At 67.9% G+C, this 15,794-nt stretch carries 15 protein-coding genes; 4 read left to right on the top strand and 11 right to left on the bottom strand.

Translation table 11 applies throughout. From position 1 onward, the window contains the following. Positions 1-378: 378 nt before the first annotated feature. Both Pka01_RS36265 and Pka01_RS36270 read right to left on the bottom strand, forming a co-directional pair. A complete protein-coding gene (locus tag Pka01_RS36265; protein ID WP_203887517.1) occupies positions 379-801 on the bottom strand; it encodes a VOC family protein in 423 nt (140 codons plus the stop codon). A gap of 1 nt (position 802) precedes the next feature. After that, a complete protein-coding gene (locus Pka01_RS36270) occupies positions 803-1,123 on the bottom strand; it encodes an ArsR/SmtB family transcription factor (protein ID WP_203887518.1) in 321 nt (106 codons plus the stop codon). A 328-nt stretch (positions 1,124-1,451) separates the two neighbouring features. Between Pka01_RS36270 and Pka01_RS36275 the strand changes: the two genes are divergently transcribed. Further along, a complete protein-coding gene (locus tag Pka01_RS36275) occupies positions 1,452-1,784 on the top strand; it encodes a YnfA family protein (RefSeq protein WP_203887519.1) in 333 nt (110 codons plus the stop codon). On the opposite strand, the gene Pka01_RS36280 is transcribed toward Pka01_RS36275, so the two are convergent. The 4 genes from Pka01_RS36280 to Pka01_RS36295 form a co-directional block, all read right to left on the bottom strand. Beyond that, the gene (locus tag Pka01_RS36280; RefSeq protein WP_203887520.1) at positions 1,762-3,006 is read right to left on the bottom strand and encodes an MFS transporter; all 1,245 of its coding nucleotides are present in this window, start codon (positions 3,004-3,006) and stop codon (positions 1,762-1,764) included. The genes Pka01_RS36275 and Pka01_RS36280 overlap by 23 nt on opposite strands. A 153-nt stretch (positions 3,007-3,159) precedes the next feature. After that, positions 3,160-3,912 carry a hypothetical protein gene (locus Pka01_RS36285; protein WP_203887521.1) on the bottom strand — a complete coding sequence of 251 codons (753 nt, stop codon included), beginning with the start codon at positions 3,910-3,912 and terminating at the stop codon, positions 3,160-3,162. Positions 3,913-4,109: 197 nt separating this feature from the next. Further along, the gene (locus Pka01_RS36290; RefSeq protein WP_203887590.1) at positions 4,110-4,778 is read right to left on the bottom strand and encodes a response regulator; all 669 of its coding nucleotides are present in this window, start codon (positions 4,776-4,778) and stop codon (positions 4,110-4,112) included. A gap of 2 nt (positions 4,779-4,780) precedes the next feature. Continuing rightward, positions 4,781-6,010 carry a sensor histidine kinase gene (locus tag Pka01_RS36295; RefSeq protein ID WP_203887522.1) on the bottom strand — a complete coding sequence of 410 codons (1,230 nt, stop codon included), beginning with the start codon at positions 6,008-6,010 and terminating at the stop codon, positions 4,781-4,783. Between the two features lie 27 nt (positions 6,011-6,037). Between Pka01_RS36295 and Pka01_RS36300 the strand changes: the two genes are divergently transcribed. Continuing rightward, positions 6,038-6,649: a Chromate resistance protein ChrB gene (locus tag Pka01_RS36300; protein ID WP_203887523.1), complete on the top strand. Its 612-nt coding sequence runs from the start codon at positions 6,038-6,040 to the stop codon at positions 6,647-6,649. A gap of 3 nt (positions 6,650-6,652) precedes the next feature. Continuing rightward, complete coding sequence (locus tag Pka01_RS36305; protein ID WP_203887524.1) at positions 6,653-7,096, top strand: YkvA family protein; 444 nt, start codon at positions 6,653-6,655, stop codon at positions 7,094-7,096. 667 nt (positions 7,097-7,763) lie between these two features. Here Pka01_RS36305 and Pka01_RS36310 read toward each other — a convergent pair. Then, positions 7,764-10,154 carry a WD40/YVTN/BNR-like repeat-containing protein gene (locus Pka01_RS36310; protein ID WP_203887525.1) on the bottom strand — a complete coding sequence of 797 codons (2,391 nt, stop codon included), beginning with the start codon at positions 10,152-10,154 and terminating at the stop codon, positions 7,764-7,766. 258 nt (positions 10,155-10,412) lie between these two features. After that, positions 10,413-10,904, bottom strand: coding sequence for a hypothetical protein (locus Pka01_RS36315; RefSeq protein ID WP_203887526.1), 492 nt, complete (start codon positions 10,902-10,904; stop codon positions 10,413-10,415). A gap of 133 nt (positions 10,905-11,037) precedes the next feature. On the opposite strand from Pka01_RS36315, the gene Pka01_RS36320 reads away from it, so the two are divergent. Further along, on the top strand, positions 11,038-12,252 hold the full coding sequence (locus Pka01_RS36320) for an ABC transporter substrate-binding protein (RefSeq protein ID WP_203887527.1): 1,215 nt from the start codon (positions 11,038-11,040) through the stop codon (positions 12,250-12,252). Between the two features lie 52 nt (positions 12,253-12,304). Here Pka01_RS36320 and Pka01_RS36325 read toward each other — a convergent pair whose 3' ends face one another. The 3 genes from Pka01_RS36325 to Pka01_RS36335 are packed head-to-tail and all read right to left on the bottom strand — an operon-like array spanning position 12,305 to position 15,736. Further along, positions 12,305-13,033, bottom strand: a complete 729-nt coding sequence (locus Pka01_RS36325; protein ID WP_239115971.1) for an ABC transporter ATP-binding protein — start codon at positions 13,031-13,033, stop codon at positions 12,305-12,307. Between the two features lie 19 nt (positions 13,034-13,052). After that, the gene (locus Pka01_RS36330) at positions 13,053-14,783 is read right to left on the bottom strand and encodes a branched-chain amino acid ABC transporter ATP-binding protein/permease (protein ID WP_203887529.1); all 1,731 of its coding nucleotides are present in this window, start codon (positions 14,781-14,783) and stop codon (positions 13,053-13,055) included. After that, the gene (locus Pka01_RS36335) at positions 14,780-15,736 is read right to left on the bottom strand and encodes a branched-chain amino acid ABC transporter permease (RefSeq protein WP_203887530.1); all 957 of its coding nucleotides are present in this window, start codon (positions 15,734-15,736) and stop codon (positions 14,780-14,782) included. The genes Pka01_RS36330 and Pka01_RS36335 overlap by 4 nt, the downstream gene beginning before the upstream one ends. Positions 15,737-15,794: the final 58 nt, after the last annotated feature.

The raw sequence follows: 15,794 nt of genomic DNA on the forward strand, positions 1-15,794 counted from the left end.
CATGAGGGCGCAGGTTCCTGTAGTAACCGGCGAGGGCTGAGCGCAATGACCTCGCATGAGGTAGGCCCACCGATCGCCTAGTCGCTGGACGCCTGGGGCGGGCAACATGAGCGCAGGCAGCCCTGCAACTCGTCCAAGGCTCGGCCGATGCCCGTCGGATCTGCCCGGTAGTACACGGTCTTCCATTCGCGGCGCGAGGTCAGCACGCCACCCTCTTTGAGGGTCGCCAAATGGCTGGAGGTTGCCGACTGAGCGAGTCCCTCCCGATGAGCACAGAGTGCAGACAACTTCATGATCATCAAACTCTTGGCCATCGTGTTGTCCGTCTCTACGTGTCGCTACCCATGGGCGGACGCTCGAAGGAGATGGCCGCGGAAGTCAGCCCGCGTATACGGTGCCGCGCTCGACGAAGCACAGCGGGTTGCCCCAGGGATCATCGGCGTAGAACGACCGCTCGCCCCACGGACGGACGACGATGGCCCCGGCGCTCTGGTCGTGTACGAGTTCCGTGGACAGGCAGCCGAGGACCTTGGCGCGGGCGAAGACGGCTTCGAGATCCTCGACGGTGAAGTACAGGGCCTTTGCCGCGGTGTGCGGCGTCCCATTGGCCGAGACGTCCATGACTGACAGGGTGACGTGCCCGCAGTCGAAGTAGGAGCGGGCTCCGGCCTGCCGGTGGCCTTCGATGCCGAACAGTTCGCTGTAGAAGGCGATGGCCCGGTCGAGGTCGCCGACCTCGACGCTGAGGCGGAAGAGCCGAGGAGTGTCGGGCCGGTTAACCGGTGTGGTGGCGGCTGCCATGTCAGGGGGTCTCCTTCGCGGGGTCGGGCGTGATGGAGAAATGCGCAAGCCAGTCGCGTACGAGGTCCAGGCGCTTGCGTTCGAGGTGGTAGATGCGCATGCGGCCGTCGCGTGCGCTGCTGAGCAGGCCGGCGGCCTCGAGGATCTGCAGGTGGCGGGTGGTCGTCTGCCAGGCGTGTGAGAACACCGCGGCGATCTCGCCGGCGGCCATCGATCCGCCGTTGAAGTAGATGGTGAGCAGCACCCGTCGGCGCGCCGGGTGTGCCAGCGCACTGAACACCGCCTCATACGCATCCTCGTCGCGGCCGGACTCGTCGACCATCTCCCACCCATCTCGCTGAATGTTCAGGTTGTCAATATTCAGCGTACATGCTGAATATAGTCAAAGGCGGTAGGAGAGCACAGCGAGCGCCTCCCGCATCCGATAAGCCCAACTCACCGCCGATCCTCGGAGGCGCTGGGGCTGTCGCAGTCACAAGCATCATGCCGATCGTGGCTGCGGTGCTCGCCGGACTGGCCGTGCTCGCTTGGGGACTGGCGTGGGTGTTGCGTACCCGAAAGCCGGCCACAGCTTGTGGTGGCGGGGCTAGCCGCGGCTGTCAGAAGGGTGCCGAGCAGCATGACAACAGTCGTCCTCTACAGTCGCAGCCGTGACTGTTGCGCGTTCACTTCTGCTGTTCGTGCTAGCCGCAATAGCTGAGATCGGCGGAGCATGGCTTGTTTGGCAGGGAGTGAGGGAACACCGCGGGCTGTTGTGGGTCGGAGCGGGGATCATCGCGCTCGGCCTGTATGGGTTCGTCGCCACCTTCCAACCTGATCCCAACTTCGGCCGCATTCTTGCGGCCTACGGGGGCGTATTCGTCGCGGGCTCACTGGTGTGGGGCATGGTGTTCGACAAGTTCCAGCCGGACCGGTGGGACGTCATCGGCGCGGTTATCTGCGTACTCGGCGTCCTGGTCATCATGTACGCGCCACGCGGTTAGCACGTCTGCCGGTGAGCAGCATGCCGAGCAGGGCAACGGCCATCCAGGCTGCCAAGTAGGTCCATGCGGCGTTGGGCGAGATGAAGGTCCACAACAGACCCGCAATCGCGCTGGCGGCGAAGTTGCCCAGGGATTGAACGGCGGCCAGCAACCCGAAGGCTGACCCGCGCAGAGCGGCGGGGGCTAGGGCTGCGACGGCTGCATGTTCGGCGGTCTCGACGCAGCCAATGGCCAGTCCTGCGGCGAGGAACGGCAGAGCCAACAGCAAGTAGCTGGTGGTGTCGAAAGCCAGGGCGGCATAAGCGATGCCGAACAGGGCGACACCTGCGGCCATGACCAGTATGGGGCCGCGCGCGCCGAGGCGGTCGGAGGTGTGGCCGGCGGGAACAGATGCCAGGGTCGCCGCGACGTTGTAGGCGATGTACAGGCCCAGGGCGATGCTGGTTGCTGTCTGCGTTCCGTGGGCGGGGGTGAGCTGTTGGGTGGCACGCAGGATGAGCAGAGTCGCAGCGACGTTGCCGACTTCGAACGCGGTGATTGCTCCGACCAGACGGCCCAGGTCTCCCTGAAGGACGGGACGGATCTGTAACCGGATGGGGATGCGTTCGCGTACGGCCGGCTGGGCGGCTCGTCGGATGGCGTAGACGATGGCCAGCGCGGCGAGGATGCCGGGGATGACGGAGATGAGGATCGCGGTCCGGACGCTGAAGATGGCGACCAGGCCCAGGGCGAGCATGGGTCCGCCGATGGCGCCAAGGTTGTCCATCGCCCGCTCGAATCCGTAGGCCCGGCCGTACGCATTGGCAGGTACGAGGTCGGCTAGCAGGGCGTTGCGGGCGGGGACACGCAGACCTCGGGCGAACCACGCCCCGGCGCGTAGGGCTCCGGCTTGCCAAACATTGGCGGCCACTCCCAGCAGGGCGGACAGAACCGCGGTGGTGGTATATCCGCCGACAGCCACAGATCGGCGTCGTTGCGGGTCGTCAGCGAGTGCTCCGCCGGCTAGTCTGCCGACCCCTGCGAGTCCATCAGCGATGCCTTCGATGAGACCGAGTGCTGCGGCGGGCGCTCCCAGGGTGGAGGTGAGCAAGCTGGGCAGCAATGCCGTGGGCACTTCGTGGCCGACATCGGCGAGAAAGCTGGCCGATCCGATTCCGGCAACTCCGGGGCTCATCCATCGTTGCTCGGGGCTGTCCGGCTCGTGTGCAGAGAGTTCGGCCACCGGGCAATTGTGCCGTAGTGGATCTGGCGGGCCTGAGTAGTCGGCGGCCCGAGCTGCCGCCGGCCGGGGCCTTGGAGCGGACAGACCGGGCCGCGCCTGGGATGGTCCAGGCGCAGTTTTGTTGAGTGCGCGGAGTCGCGCGCACGTTCGCTGTCATGGGTTGGAGAGACGGTTGCGAGTGGCCATGGCTCGGGCCGCGGGGATGCTGCCGATCATGAGCAGGGTCAGTGCGACATCACCCAGAACAAGGGGACGGCCCGGCAACACAAAGACGGCGACTGTCAGCGGGCTGCTGGCGATCATCGACCAGGCCGCCCATCTTGGGATGACTCCGGCTCGGCGCAGCGCGATGGCGAGCACCACGTAGGCCACCAGATGTCCGACGATATAGACGAGCAGGTAGCCGCCCATCACCGCGTCGTTCGCGAACTGGTCCAACAGCATGGCGTACGAACTGCTGTCGGGTAGGGCAGCCATGGCCATGGTGAGGTCGTCCAGGGCGGTCAGGGCCGAAAACGGTAGCCAGCCCACCACCGCGAGCAGTCCCCCGATCGTGGCGAGCCACGGTGCTCGGGCATAGGCGAGATACGCGAGCCCGGTCGCTCCGAGAGGGAGCAGGAAGGAGGCGATCACGTACGCGACCAGGTGTACGGCGTTGATGATCGGATCCGCGGTGGCGTTCGCCGCGATGCTCGTCGCTCCGTCTTCGTGGACGGCCGGGATGAGGATGCTGCCGACGGCGTAGCCGAGAGGTCCGCCGACGATCGCCGCCGCCAGGACAAGCCGCCATAACCGCTCATATCCCGGCACTTTCTCGCACGACTTCTCGCCCTGGGCGGGCGAATCGAGGGTGTGCTCATTCATGGCCGCAGGGCGGGACGAGCGCCCGAACGCGGAAAGAATCATTGCTGGTGCCTCCCGGGAAACAGCCGACGTGGCAACGACGAGTTTGTGAGAACTCGGCGTTGCGGTGTTGCCAGTAGCTTTCCGCTCGGCCATGGGGCACGTCGTCGGTTGCCCGGCGGCACTTCACCTGCGTAGACCCCGGTATCCGGGGATCCCGGCGTACGTCGCTGAACGTATCTGGGAAGAGGCCGCGCAGGTCAGCTGGTACGGCCCGGGTGGACCAGGCCGGATTCGTAGGCGAAGACGACAAGTTGCGCGCGATCGCGGGCAGCGAGTTTGATCATTGCCCGTGAGACGTGGGTACGGGAGGTTGCGGGGCTGATGGTCAGCCGATCGGCGATCTCCTCGTTGGACAACCCTCGGGCCACCAGAGCGACGACCTCCCGTTCCCGCGTGGTGAGCAAATCCAGCGCCCGCGCGGTAGGCCCGGCCGGTGTGGGAGCGGCGGCGAACGCCGCGACCAGCCGGCGCGCGGCCTGCGGGGAGAGCAACGCGTCACCGGCAGCGGCCACCCGGATGCCACGCAGCAGCTCTGCGGGCTCGGCGTCTTTAAGCAGGAACCCGGCCGCGCCCGCGCGAATCGCCTCGAAGACGAGTGCGTCCTCGTCGAACGTCGTCAGCATCAGCACCCGTACATCGGACAGTTCTGGATCGGCGGCGATCGCCCGGGTGGCCGCCAGCCCGTCCAACACCGGCATCCGGATGTCCATCACGATCACATCGGGACGATGAGCACGAGCGGCGGCGAGCGCCTGCTGTCCGTCGCCTGCCTCGGCGACGACCTCCAGGCCGGGTTCGGCCGTCAAGAGCGCCCGTAACCCGGAACGGATCATGACCTGGTCGTCGGCAAGCACCACCCGTAGCACGCTCACCGTTCCGCCCCCAGCGGTAGACGGGCATGGAGGGTGAAGCCGCCGCCGGACGCCGGGCCGGCCTGCAACTCGCCACCGACCGCCCTGGCCCGTTCCGCCAGCCCATGCAAACCATGGCCGGGGCTCCGCCCCGGTACGGCCGCGCCGATGCCGTCGTCCGTGACATCGATCTCCAGCCATCCGTCGACGGTTCCGACATGGGTCCGAGCACGCGCGCCGGGTCCGGCGTGGCGCATCACGTTGGTCAACGCCTCCTGAACGATTCGATAAGCGGTGGCAGAGATCACGTCCGGAATCGCGCGGCTCCCCAGGTCGACGGCCAAATCCACGCCCAAGCCGGCCCCACGTACCGACGTCACCAGCGCCCCCAGGTCTGCCAGGGCGGGCGGGGCCTGCCGCGACTCCTCACTCGGCCCTCGCACAACGGACAACGCAGCACGTGCTTGTGCCAGCGCGTCGTTGCTGACCTGACGGATCGCCTGCAGCGCCTCACGAGCCTGTTCCGGCCGATCGTCCACCAGGTGCAGTCCGACGCCGGCTTGCAGGCTGATCGTGGCCAGACTGTGGGAGAGCACGTCATGCAACTCTCGGGCGATCCTGAGCCGCTCCTCGACCACCCTGCCTGCGGCCTCCTCCTCGGCAAGCTTCCGGCGAACCTGCGTGGCCCGGGCGGCCAGGACCGTGACCGCCGCCCATACGACCGCGATGGTGATCATCGGAGCGGGCTGCCAGCCTTCCGGCGGGCCCGTGGCGACCGCCATCGCCACCCCGCCGACCGTGGCGAACGGAACCCACACGCGCACCGCGGTAACCCCGGAAACCAGCGCCAGCAGACCCGCGAACGCGCCTAGGTAGATAGGCCAGCCGGCGAATCGCCATCCCAGGTAGGCCACCGCTGTACCCACGGCCAGCGTGAAGGTGAACAGCGGATTGCGTCGCCGCAGAGCAAGCGCCAACCCGCACACCACCAGGAGTGCAAGCCCGAAGGCGGTTGGGGGACGTGCCTCTGGCTGGGTCACCCGAGCGAATTGCGACATCAGAGCCATGAACGTGGCGAAGATCACCGCCGTAGCCGCGTCCACCGCAGAACCCGCACGCACCGTCACAGGATAGACATTCGCGCATTTTGTCGGCACGGATTTGATCCTGCGCCAAGCCGCCCGGCTTGGCGTGCCGTTACTTTCAGTGGGCCCATCAAGCATGCGATCGGCATTGGAGAAGCACACGTAACCGTATGATGTTACGTTCGTTACATGACAGGTGACGCGGGCGCAGAACCGAACTGGCTGCTTGTCACGGTCTCTACAGGCCAGGTGGCTTCGCTGCGGGTGTATGTGTGGCGGCAGTTGCGCAAGCTCGGCGCCCTGTATCTGCAGCAGTCGGTCTGTCTCCTCCCAGACCGCCCTGATGTCGCCAAAACCATCGCCAGGCTCGTCGCGCGCGTTCGTGACCAAGGCGGGCAAGCGCGGGCGCTGCGCGTGAGGTTGACCGATCCGCAGGAGCATGGGGCTCTGGTGGATGAACAGCGGGCCGACCGTGATGTGGAGTATGCCGAGGTGCTCGAACGCGCACCGGCATTCCTGGCGGAAATCGAAATGGAGACCACTCGCGGTCGGGCCACATACGCCGAGGTCGAAGAATCCGAGGCCGACCTGGAGCGCTTCGAAAAGTGGTTGGCGGCGATCGCGGCTCGCGACTACTTCGACGCCCCCGGCGGAGCCGCGGCACGTGCGGCGGTTCAGCGGTGCAGGGATGTATTGGCCGACTTCGAGACCGCTGCCCTTCACGCTGACGCTGCTCGGTTCGAACCCCCGACTCCCGGCCCATCACCGGACGTCGACAACGGCGCGACGAACAAGGAGTGACATATGTGGTGGGACATCCTCCTCGGCATCCTCATCGCGTTGCTGTTCAGTTGGCTCCTGCTGATCGCGGCACTGGTCATCATTCGACCTGACGCAGGTCTGCTCAAGGACGCGCTGCGAATCCTGCCGGACCTGTTGCGGCTTCTGCGCCGCCTGGCAGCAGACAAAAGCCTGCCTCGCGGCGTTCGGATCCGGCTAGCCCTGTTGATGGTCTACCTGGCTACCCCGTTCGACCTCGTCCCCGACTTCATCCCCGTCCTGGGCTACGCCGACGACGCGATCATCGTTACGGCCGTCCTTCGCAGTGTCGTCCGTCGCGCCGGTCTGCCCGCCGTGCGACAGCACTGGCCCGGCACGGAGAATGGATTCACAGCCCTCTGCCGGCTAACTGGCATTGCCACGCCTGCACGGGCGCGAGAGGTTGATGAGGCGACCGACGGCCAGTGAGGGCGGGACGGCACGGCTGCTAGTCCTCGACACCATCGACGAACCATCTACCGGCACGTTGCACCAACTCCACCACCGCGGAGCGTTGAGGACCGTTGGCCCTTACCCAGAAGTGCCGAACGGTGAGCTCCTCCAGCTCCTTACCGAGGTTCTGGTTCGTTCACCAGGGCAGGAGTTCCTCCCAATAATCGATCTCCTCGGCCACCGCGTAGGTTCGGATCCAAGCCGTGAATCTCACCTACTGGTCGTCCTCGCCGAACTCGACCTCGGCCGGTTGGTGGTAGCGACGCATGCTTCAGCAACTATGCGGCGTCGGGTAGGGGCGGCGGAGCGAGGACGACCACACGCCAGCCGTCACCGAACAGGAGTACGCGCATCGAGTCCGTCGACTCACACGCGCCCGTGACGTCCTCCTTGCAAAGACGGATGCCGATCTTTCTCGACCAGCGAATAGGCAGATCAGCGCACTGAGGGAGTTCCCTGTGGCTCCCCGCCATTCCCCGTTGATTGCGGATGATTATTCGGTACCCGCAGGGTTCGTGACGCGCATGTCCGTATCGAGTTGGCCGCGGCACCAGGCCGATTTCGGAAATGACCTGGACGACCAAACGCAGGGAGGGCGGGCCCGTTATGCGCCCGCCCTCCCCGACCGTCGGTGGGTGACTCGCTACTGCTGCGGAAGCGCGATCTTCCAGACGCTGCGGCCGAACGTCGCCGCGTAGAGCGTCTTGCCGTCACCGGTGATCTTGATGTCGAGCACCGGCGTGTTGGGCAGGCCGTCGCCGACCCGCTTCCAGTTCTTCTTACCGTTCTTGTCGTAGAAGACGCCGAAGTCGGTCGCCGCGTAGAGCTGGTCGTTCGGCTGGTCGTAGGCGAGCATCTCGACCGGCGCGTTCGGCAGTTTTCCGCTGATGTTCTTCCAGCTCGCTCCGCCGTTGGTCGTCTCCCAGACGTTCGCCGCGTAGTCGCCCTCCCGGTAGCCCGAGTAGGCCACGAACACATGGTCGGCGTTGGCCGGGTCGACCACGATCGAGTTCACCCACCGGACGGGCAGGCCCTTGCCGGTGAACTCGGTCCAGTTGGCGCCGAGGTCGGTCGTCTTCCAGAGCCGGCCGGTGTCGGTACCGACGTAGATCGTGTTGCCGTCGGTCTTCGCCACACCGACCGTGGTGATCGTGGAGTAGAGGCCGCCGTAGGAACCCTGATCGTCCTGTTCCGGCGGAACCGGGCCGGTCAGGTAGTCCCCGGGCGGGCTGATCTGCGTCCAGGTCGTTCCCCGGTCGGTCGACCGGTCGAGAACATTGCCGCCGAAGTACACGATCGAGGGGTCGCTCGGGTCGAGGACGACCGGGGCGTCCGTCGTGATCCGCGCGGAGTGCCGCGTTCCGAACCGGATGTTGCGAGTGGTGCCGTTCGTGTCCTCGTGCCGGGTGCAGTTTCCGACCTGGGAGCACTCGTAGTAGATGTTGTGGTCGCTCGGGTCGATCACGACGAAGTGGCCGTCACCGCCGCCGTAGGAGTTCCACTGCGTCAGGTCCGAAGGCCCGGCGGCGGCGGTCCAGGTACGGTTGCTGCCGTTGTCCTGCAGGCCGGACGCGAGCCGGCTCGGGTCGTCCATGGCCACCGCGAGGTGGTACGACTGGTTGAACGGCTCGTACGTCGCGTGGATCCACGAGCGGGTGGCGCCGTTGGCGTCGGAGCGGTAGACGCCGCCGTCGTCCCCGAGGTAGACCCGGTTCGGGACGTTGGGGTCCCACTGCACGATGTGCTGGTCGGAGTGGGGTCCGCTGGAGGTGGCCCACGTCGCGCCGCCGTCCTTGGACTCGCGCAGGTTCACATCGGCGTTGAACAGGTGGTTCTCGTCCTTCGGGTCGACCCACAGGCGCCCGAACCACCACTCGAAGCCGCTCGAACCGCCTGCACGGCCGCCCGGCACGAATGAGTCGCCGCCGTCGTTCGAGACGTAGAAGCCCTTGTCAGGACCGTAGGTGTTCCCGGAGATCACGTACACCCGGTTCGGGTCGTTCGGCGCGATGGCGACTCCGATGCGGCCGAGGCTCGCGTCGCTCGTCAGGCCGGTGCCCGAGGTGTCCGAGACATGCGTGCCGGTCACGTTCTCCAGCCGCTTCCAGGTGTCCCCGCCGTCGTCGGACCGGTACAGACCGGAGCCGACACCGCCGTAGAGGCGTGCGCCGCTGTTGCGCTGGTGGTCCCACAACGATGCGAAGATCCGCTTGGGGTTCGTCGGGTCGATCGCCAGGTCGACGCCGCCGGTGGTGGCGTTCGGCGTCGGCAGGACGAGCTGCCAGTCCTTGCCGTGGTTCGTCAGCCGGTAGATGCCGCGCTCACTCGCGGACCCGGACAGGTTTCCCGCGGCGGCGACGAAGACCGTCTGCGGGTTGGTGGGGTCGACGGCGATCCTGCCGACCGCCGCGCTCCCGGTAAGGCCCCACTGCTGCCAGTGCTTGCCGCCGTCGGTCGACCGGTAGACGCCGTCGCCGAAGTAGGTCAGACCGCCGCCGGACGGGTTGGCCTCGCCGGTGCCGGCCCACAGAGTGCCGTCGGGGCCCATCGCCAGCGCGCCCACCGTCTGCGTGTAGTCGTCCGGCCAGGCCGTCTCGAAGGTGGAACCGGCGTCCGTGCTCTTCCAAACGCCGCCGCCCGATGCCGCGACATACAACGTGTCGGAATGGGCGGGGTCGACGGCCAGGTCGGTGACACGGCCTCCGATGTTCGACGGGCCGACGAGATCCCAGGCGCCGGAACCGGGTTTGAGCGCCTTGGCCTGCTGGACCGCCTGCTTGATCTGCGCGTCCGTCACCTTCTTGCCGGAGGTGAACTTCTGCGTCAGGTAGTCCGCCGGTTCGGCGGGACCACCGTCCTCCTCCTCGCCGGGAAGCTGCAGAGAGGCGCTCGTCTGGCTTCCCGCGGACAGGGCCGCCTGACCCGAGAACGCGGGCCCCTGGAATGTCAAGGCCGACACGGCGAGCGCGAGCACGCCTGCCGTACCGATCGCGGGCAGGGCCCGCCTCATCCGGCCCCTACGTCTCTTGATCATTCCGTCTCCCAATAACCCGTCCACAGTCGGACAACTGGGGCAAAAGGTAAAGAGAGCGGAAGTATTGCGTCAATAGACGTTTGTCGAAGGTTAACTACTTCCAGGACGTTGCGGGCGTGCCCTCTCGGTGCCGTACCACGCGTCGACGTCGTACGGAGGCCGGCCCGTGCACCGCCTCCAGCAGCACGTATCCGTTGGCGGAGTCGTCAGGGTCTCGTGCGACAAATGTAGGAAGCCACGGGCCGGCGTTTTCGTCTGCTACGACAGCGTGTACTTGACCCGGACCTTTCCTTCGCACAGCTGGATCACCTGGATGGCCACGTCGTGAGGTCCAGACAGGTGCGCTTCGGCCTCCGAGCCTTCTTCCTGGTCCTTGCGCTCGATCTTGTACCCGGCCTTGGCGAGCACGTCCGCGGCCTCGTCGCGAACACTGTCGAGGTTGGTGGGATCCGCGTCCTTCGCGACGAAGAACAGCTCGGTCTTGCCGAAAGGCCCCTTGGACATGTAGACCTGCCCGCCGGGCAGCATCGGCAGGTCCGCGGGCGGCTGCCGGTCCGGCTTGCCGGTCAGGTCGCCGGCCTGCGAGCAGGGGATGCCGTTGCCCGCCGCCTCAGGGCTCGCCGCCGCCGAAGTCGCGCTCACGGGGCTTTCCTGCGCGGCCGCGTTCGAAGAAGTGTCCCCGCAACCGGCGAGTGACGCCGCAGCGGCGACGGCGATGCTCGCCGCAGCGATCAGTCGTGTGATGTTCATGAAATGGTTCCTTGGGAGGTGAGATAAGGTCCTGCGCATGATCGGGCAGGAATCCCTCAAAACGGGCGGATGCGCCCGTGGGCGGCGACGCTACCAGGTTCGCCGGCGTGGCCACAGGCCACGGATGGTGCCGATGTGGCTCGCCGTGCTCATTGTGCTGATCTCCGCCTGCTCGGGCGGAGGGTCGCGGGCGGCGTCCACCGACGACCTATTGGTGGTGGTCAGCGCGCCGATGTCCACAGAGCCGTGGATCGGCGCCTTCATCGAACGAGGGGCGCGGCTCGCGATCGACGAGCTCAACGCGCACGGCGGGGTCACCACCTCGTCCGGATCACGCCGGGTCAGGCTGACTGTGCTCGACAACGCCGGGTCGCCGGCCAAGGCCGCGGCGAACGCCCGCAAGGCGGTCGACGACCACGCGGCCGTTCTGCTCACTGACGGGACCGGCGCGGCCTCCGTCGCGCCGATCACCGATGCCGCGCATCTGCCGGTCTTCATCTGCTTCGAAGGCGGCGAGGCGCTGATCGACCCGTCCCACCGGCCGAGCCTTTTCCGCATGGCGCCGGCCAACAAGCCGATGGCTCGCCGGCTCGCCGACTACATCGCGAACAGCCGCCCCAAGGTCGGCGTGATCAGTGACGACTCGACGTACGGAGAACAGGGCCGGGAGGCGCTGCTACAGGCCTTCAAGATCGACGAGGTGGAGGTGGCGGCGGATCAGAGGGCGCCGGCACGCTCCCCCGACCTGACGACGCAGGTGCTTGCCGCGCGGCAGGCGGGCGCCGACAAGCTCGTGGTGTGGGCGAGCGCGAGCGACGTGATCGCGGCCATCCAGGCCGTACACGCGCTGGGCTGGAAGGTGCCCGTCTACACCGGGCCCACCGGTGAGGACCCGCTGGTCCGCCAGCGCTTCGCCGAGCATCCGGAATGGCTCGACCAGATCACCTTCGTCTCGTTCCGGATGACCAGCGAGGTCGGGCCGGGGCCGTTCGAGCAGTTCCGCGCAGGCTACGAGGCGAAGATGGGCGTCGATTTGGTCGGTGTCCGCCAAAACGGCAAGCAGGTCGTGCAGCCGCCGGACTGGCCGATGTTCTCCTACGACGCGGTTCACCTGGTCGCCGCATCGCTCAGCGAGAGCGGCGCGCCGGGCGAGCCGCTCATGGAGGCCCTGAACAAGATCAGCATCACCGGCGCCAACGGCGACTACCGCGGCTACGCGGCCGACCAGCACGAGGGGGTGAACCCCAGCGACATGTACTTCGCCCGGTTCCACGGCTTCGTCTTCGAACCCGTCGGCGACGACCCGCTCTCCGACACCATTCCCTCGGTGAACCAGTTGCAGGACTGACGCCGGTCACCCCAGGAACGCATATCGGGGCCTCCGGGAAAGCGGGAGCGGCTCATTGCAGGGGGTTGCCGTCGCCGAAGTACATCCGGCCGATCCGCGGGTCGGCCGCGACCGCCGCGGTGGACCCGCTGAGGACCACGTGACCTTCCTGCAGCACGACGAGCCGATCGGCGAGACGCAAAGCCAGCTGAAGGTGTTGCTCGATGAGCAGAACGGCTGTGCCCGCGGCCCGGATGGCGGCGATGTCCTCGGCGAGCGCGGCGATCGACGCAGGAGCCAGACCAGCCGACGGTTCGTCGAGGACCAGCAGCGAGGGGTCCGACATGAGGCCGCGGCCGATGACGAGCATCTGCTGCTCTCCGCCGGACAGGCTGCCGGCGCGCTGCGCGCGCCGCTCTGCCAGCCGCGGAAAGGTCCGATAGACGTCCTCTCGGCGCTCGGCTACGACGTTCTTCCTGCGGCTGTCGAGATATGCGCCGAGGGTCAGGTTCTCCTCGACGGTGAGACTGGGGAAGACGCGTCTGCCGTCGGGCACGTGACTCAGTCCCCCCTGGACGATCCGCCGAGGGTCACACCTGGTGATGTCCCGGCCGTCGAACATCACCTCGCCCGAACTCGGCCGATGCAGGCCCGACACCGCACGGGCGACGGTCGTCTTACCCGCGCCGTTGCCGCCGAGCAACGCGACGATCTCGCCGCGCTCGACGTGAAAGCACACGTCGTCCAGCACCGGTACAGCGCCGTGGCGGGCGCACAGTCCGCGAACGTCGAGCAGCGCCACGCGGTCTCCTCTCAGCACGTCAGGCGTGGGTGGACGACGGATCGGCATCGCCGAGGTAGATCCGGCGTACCGCGGGATCGGCGGCCGTCGACTCGGGGGTTCCGCTCGCCAGCACCCGGCCGCGGTCCAGGACGGTGATCCTGTCGGCGACGCCGTACACCAGCGCCAGGTCATGTTCGACCAGCAGGACGGCCACGCCGCCTGCCGCGAGGCGACGCAGGACACGGGCCAGGGCGGCTCGTTCCGGCCCGGTCATGCCGACGGCCGGTTCGTCGAGCAGGAGTACGTGCGCCCCGGTCGCGACGGCCCGGGCCACCTGCAGGAGACGCTGTTCGCCGGCGCCGAGCGTCCCCGGGCGGTCGAACGCGCGCTGGGCGAGTTCCGTGACATGCAGCGCCCTCCATGCCTCGCGGTCGGCGATGGCTGCGTGGTCCTGCATCGACGCACTTCCGAAAAGGTGCCGGACGGCGGCGAACGGTACCGGCGTTCCTCCGCGCACCCCGAGCAGCACCTGACGGTGAGGAGAGAGCCGCTCCAGACCGACGGTGCGCTGGAACGTCCGGGTCACTCCCCTCCTGACCATCTCGAACTGGCCGGCCCCGGTGACGTCGGTCTCCTCCAGCAGAATCCGGCCGCCCTTGGGACGCAGAGCGCCTGCGAGGGCGCGTAAGGCCGTCGTCTTGCCGCTGCCGTTGGGGCCGATAAGCGCGTGGACCTCTCCGGCTCGCACCTCCAAGTCCACTCCCGTGAGGATGTCCGTCTCCCCGATACCGACATCCAGCCCCTGGGCGGACAACATCACCCCCTCCCGGGAAGCGGTGGGGGTGGCGGATTCCCCGGAATGTTCCGCCGGTTCACGCGGGCGCTCCGCCCGCTCGGGCCACTGGGCCGCCAGCCGTTCGATCGGCTCGCGGAGGAACGGAACCGCGACCAGCGCCAGGGCGGTGAGGACGCCACCGGACGCCTCGGCCGGCAGACCCACCGCGCCGGCAAGTGCGTCGCCCAGCGGTGGAATCATGGCGATCACGAGCAGGCCGAGCACCGGCCCCCACAGCCGTGCCGTACCCCCGATCAGCGCCGCCACGAACAACTGGAGGGACAGCAATGGCGAGACGTCGGATGGGGCCGCTACCCCGAGCAGCACGGTGATGCCTGCGCCGGACACCGCCGCGAGAGCCGCGGTCGTGGCGAATAGAGCAGCCCTGCGGCGAAGCACCGGCACCCCGAGGGACGTGGCCAGCGCGGGAGCCTCGCGAAGGGCCGCCCAGTCCAGGCCGGCCGGCCCCCGGGTCAGCCGGGCCACAGCGGCCAGCGACAGCAGGCACAGCGTTCCCGCCACGGCGACGTGCGCCCACGGGGTGAGAGTGACGGTCACGCCGAAGAACGGTGAGTTCAGGCGGGCCGGTGTCGGGCGAACCAGCCCCTGGCTCCCACCGGACACCGCGGGAAACGCATCGAGCAACGCGTACACGAGCCAGGCGAACGCCCATGTCGACAACGCGACCGCCGCGCCGCGCAGACGAGCCGTGAGCAGGCCGACCAGGTAGCCGGCGCACGCCGCGATCGCGGCGGCGGCGAACGTGGCCGCTGCGAGTGGCAATCCGGCGCGTTCCAGATGCACAACACCGAAACCGCCCACGGCCAGGAACGCGCCTTGGCACAGGACGGGTTGCCCTCCGTACGAGACGGACAGCGCGAGCCCCAGCACCGCGATCAACAGGTACAGATGGTGTGCCAGCTCGACCGTCATTCCGGGTCCTCACGCAGCGGCGATCGCAGGCCCCGCCGTCCGAGGGCGAGCACGATCAGCAGGATGGCCAGCGGTACCACGTCGGCGTAGTGGGGGCCGAGAACGCTCGATGCGACGACGAACGACTCGATCACGCCGAGCGCCAGCCCTCCGGCCAGCGCGCCACGCACCGATCCCAGGCCGCCCACCAGTGCGGCCGCCATCGCCTTGAGGCCGAGGACGACGCCGTCGTCGACACCGAGCGAACGGTCTGGGGAGATCAGAAGCCCGGCCAGACCCGCCAGCGCGCCGGCTACCACGAAAGCGACGAGCACCAGCCGCCGCACCGGGAGCCCGAGCAGCGCGGCGGCGGTGGGGTCCTCACTGACCGCCTTCATCGCCGTGCCGACAGGGGTTAGCACGAGCAGCCGCTCGACCAGGATCCCCACGGCCAACCCGATCCCTATGACCCCGAGAGTGCGCACCGCCACCGTCCCTCCCCCGGGCAGTTGCAGCACCCCTGAAGGCGTCAGGCTGCCCAGGCGCAACGGATCCGGGACCGCGTAGGCGTCCTGCGTGAGCACCAGCCCGAGAACCTCCCGGATCAGCAGGCCGGCGGCCAGGCCACTCGCCACCCAGCCCAAGACGTCCCCGCGGGTGGACCGGTGCCCGACTCCCGGCAGGAAGGGCCGTACGGCGACGAGGTAGACGCCCGCCGACAGTGCCGCTCCCGCGGCGACGATCAGCACCGCCAGCCCGACGGAGTGCACGACGTCCAGGGCCGCCGCCACCGGTATGGACCCGAGCACCACCAGCACACCGATGAACACGCCGCCCACCACGAGATCGCCGTGCGCGAAAGAGATCACGCCGGTGAGCCGGTAGACGAGGCTGAACCCCATCGCAATCAAGCCGTAGGCCGTACCCAGGGCCAATCCGCTCAGGAACGCCTGCAAGGCCACCCCTCCGCTCACCGAGCGCCATCCTCAGTGATCGGCGAGCCAGATGAGTGATAACAGGAGATGTCGACGC

It is taken from the genome of Planotetraspora kaengkrachanensis (genome assembly GCF_016862895.1).
GTDB lineage: Bacteria > Actinomycetota > Actinomycetes > Streptosporangiales > Streptosporangiaceae > Planotetraspora > Planotetraspora kaengkrachanensis.

Excerpts from the sequence above, each read along its gene's own strand:
- Pka01_RS36265 (WP_203887517.1), bottom strand. The coding sequence starts at position 801 with ATGGCAGCCGCCACCACACCGGTTAACCGGCCCGACACTCCTCGGCTC.
- Pka01_RS36270 (WP_203887518.1), bottom strand. The coding sequence starts at position 1,123 with ATGGTCGACGAGTCCGGCCGCGACGAGGATGCGTATGAGGCGGTGTTC.
- Pka01_RS36285 (WP_203887521.1), bottom strand. The coding sequence starts at position 3,912 with ATGATTCTTTCCGCGTTCGGGCGCTCGTCCCGCCCTGCGGCCATGAAT.
- Pka01_RS36300 (WP_203887523.1), top strand. The coding sequence starts at position 6,038 with ATGACAGGTGACGCGGGCGCAGAACCGAACTGGCTGCTTGTCACGGTC.
- Pka01_RS36305 (WP_203887524.1), top strand. The coding sequence starts at position 6,653 with ATGTGGTGGGACATCCTCCTCGGCATCCTCATCGCGTTGCTGTTCAGT.
- Pka01_RS36310 (WP_203887525.1), bottom strand. The coding sequence starts at position 10,154 with ATGATCAAGAGACGTAGGGGCCGGATGAGGCGGGCCCTGCCCGCGATC.
- Pka01_RS36315 (WP_203887526.1), bottom strand. The coding sequence starts at position 10,904 with ATGAACATCACACGACTGATCGCTGCGGCGAGCATCGCCGTCGCCGCT.
- Pka01_RS36320 (WP_203887527.1), top strand. The coding sequence starts at position 11,038 with ATGTGGCTCGCCGTGCTCATTGTGCTGATCTCCGCCTGCTCGGGCGGA.
- Pka01_RS36330 (WP_203887529.1), bottom strand. The coding sequence starts at position 14,783 with ATGACGGTCGAGCTGGCACACCATCTGTACCTGTTGATCGCGGTGCTG.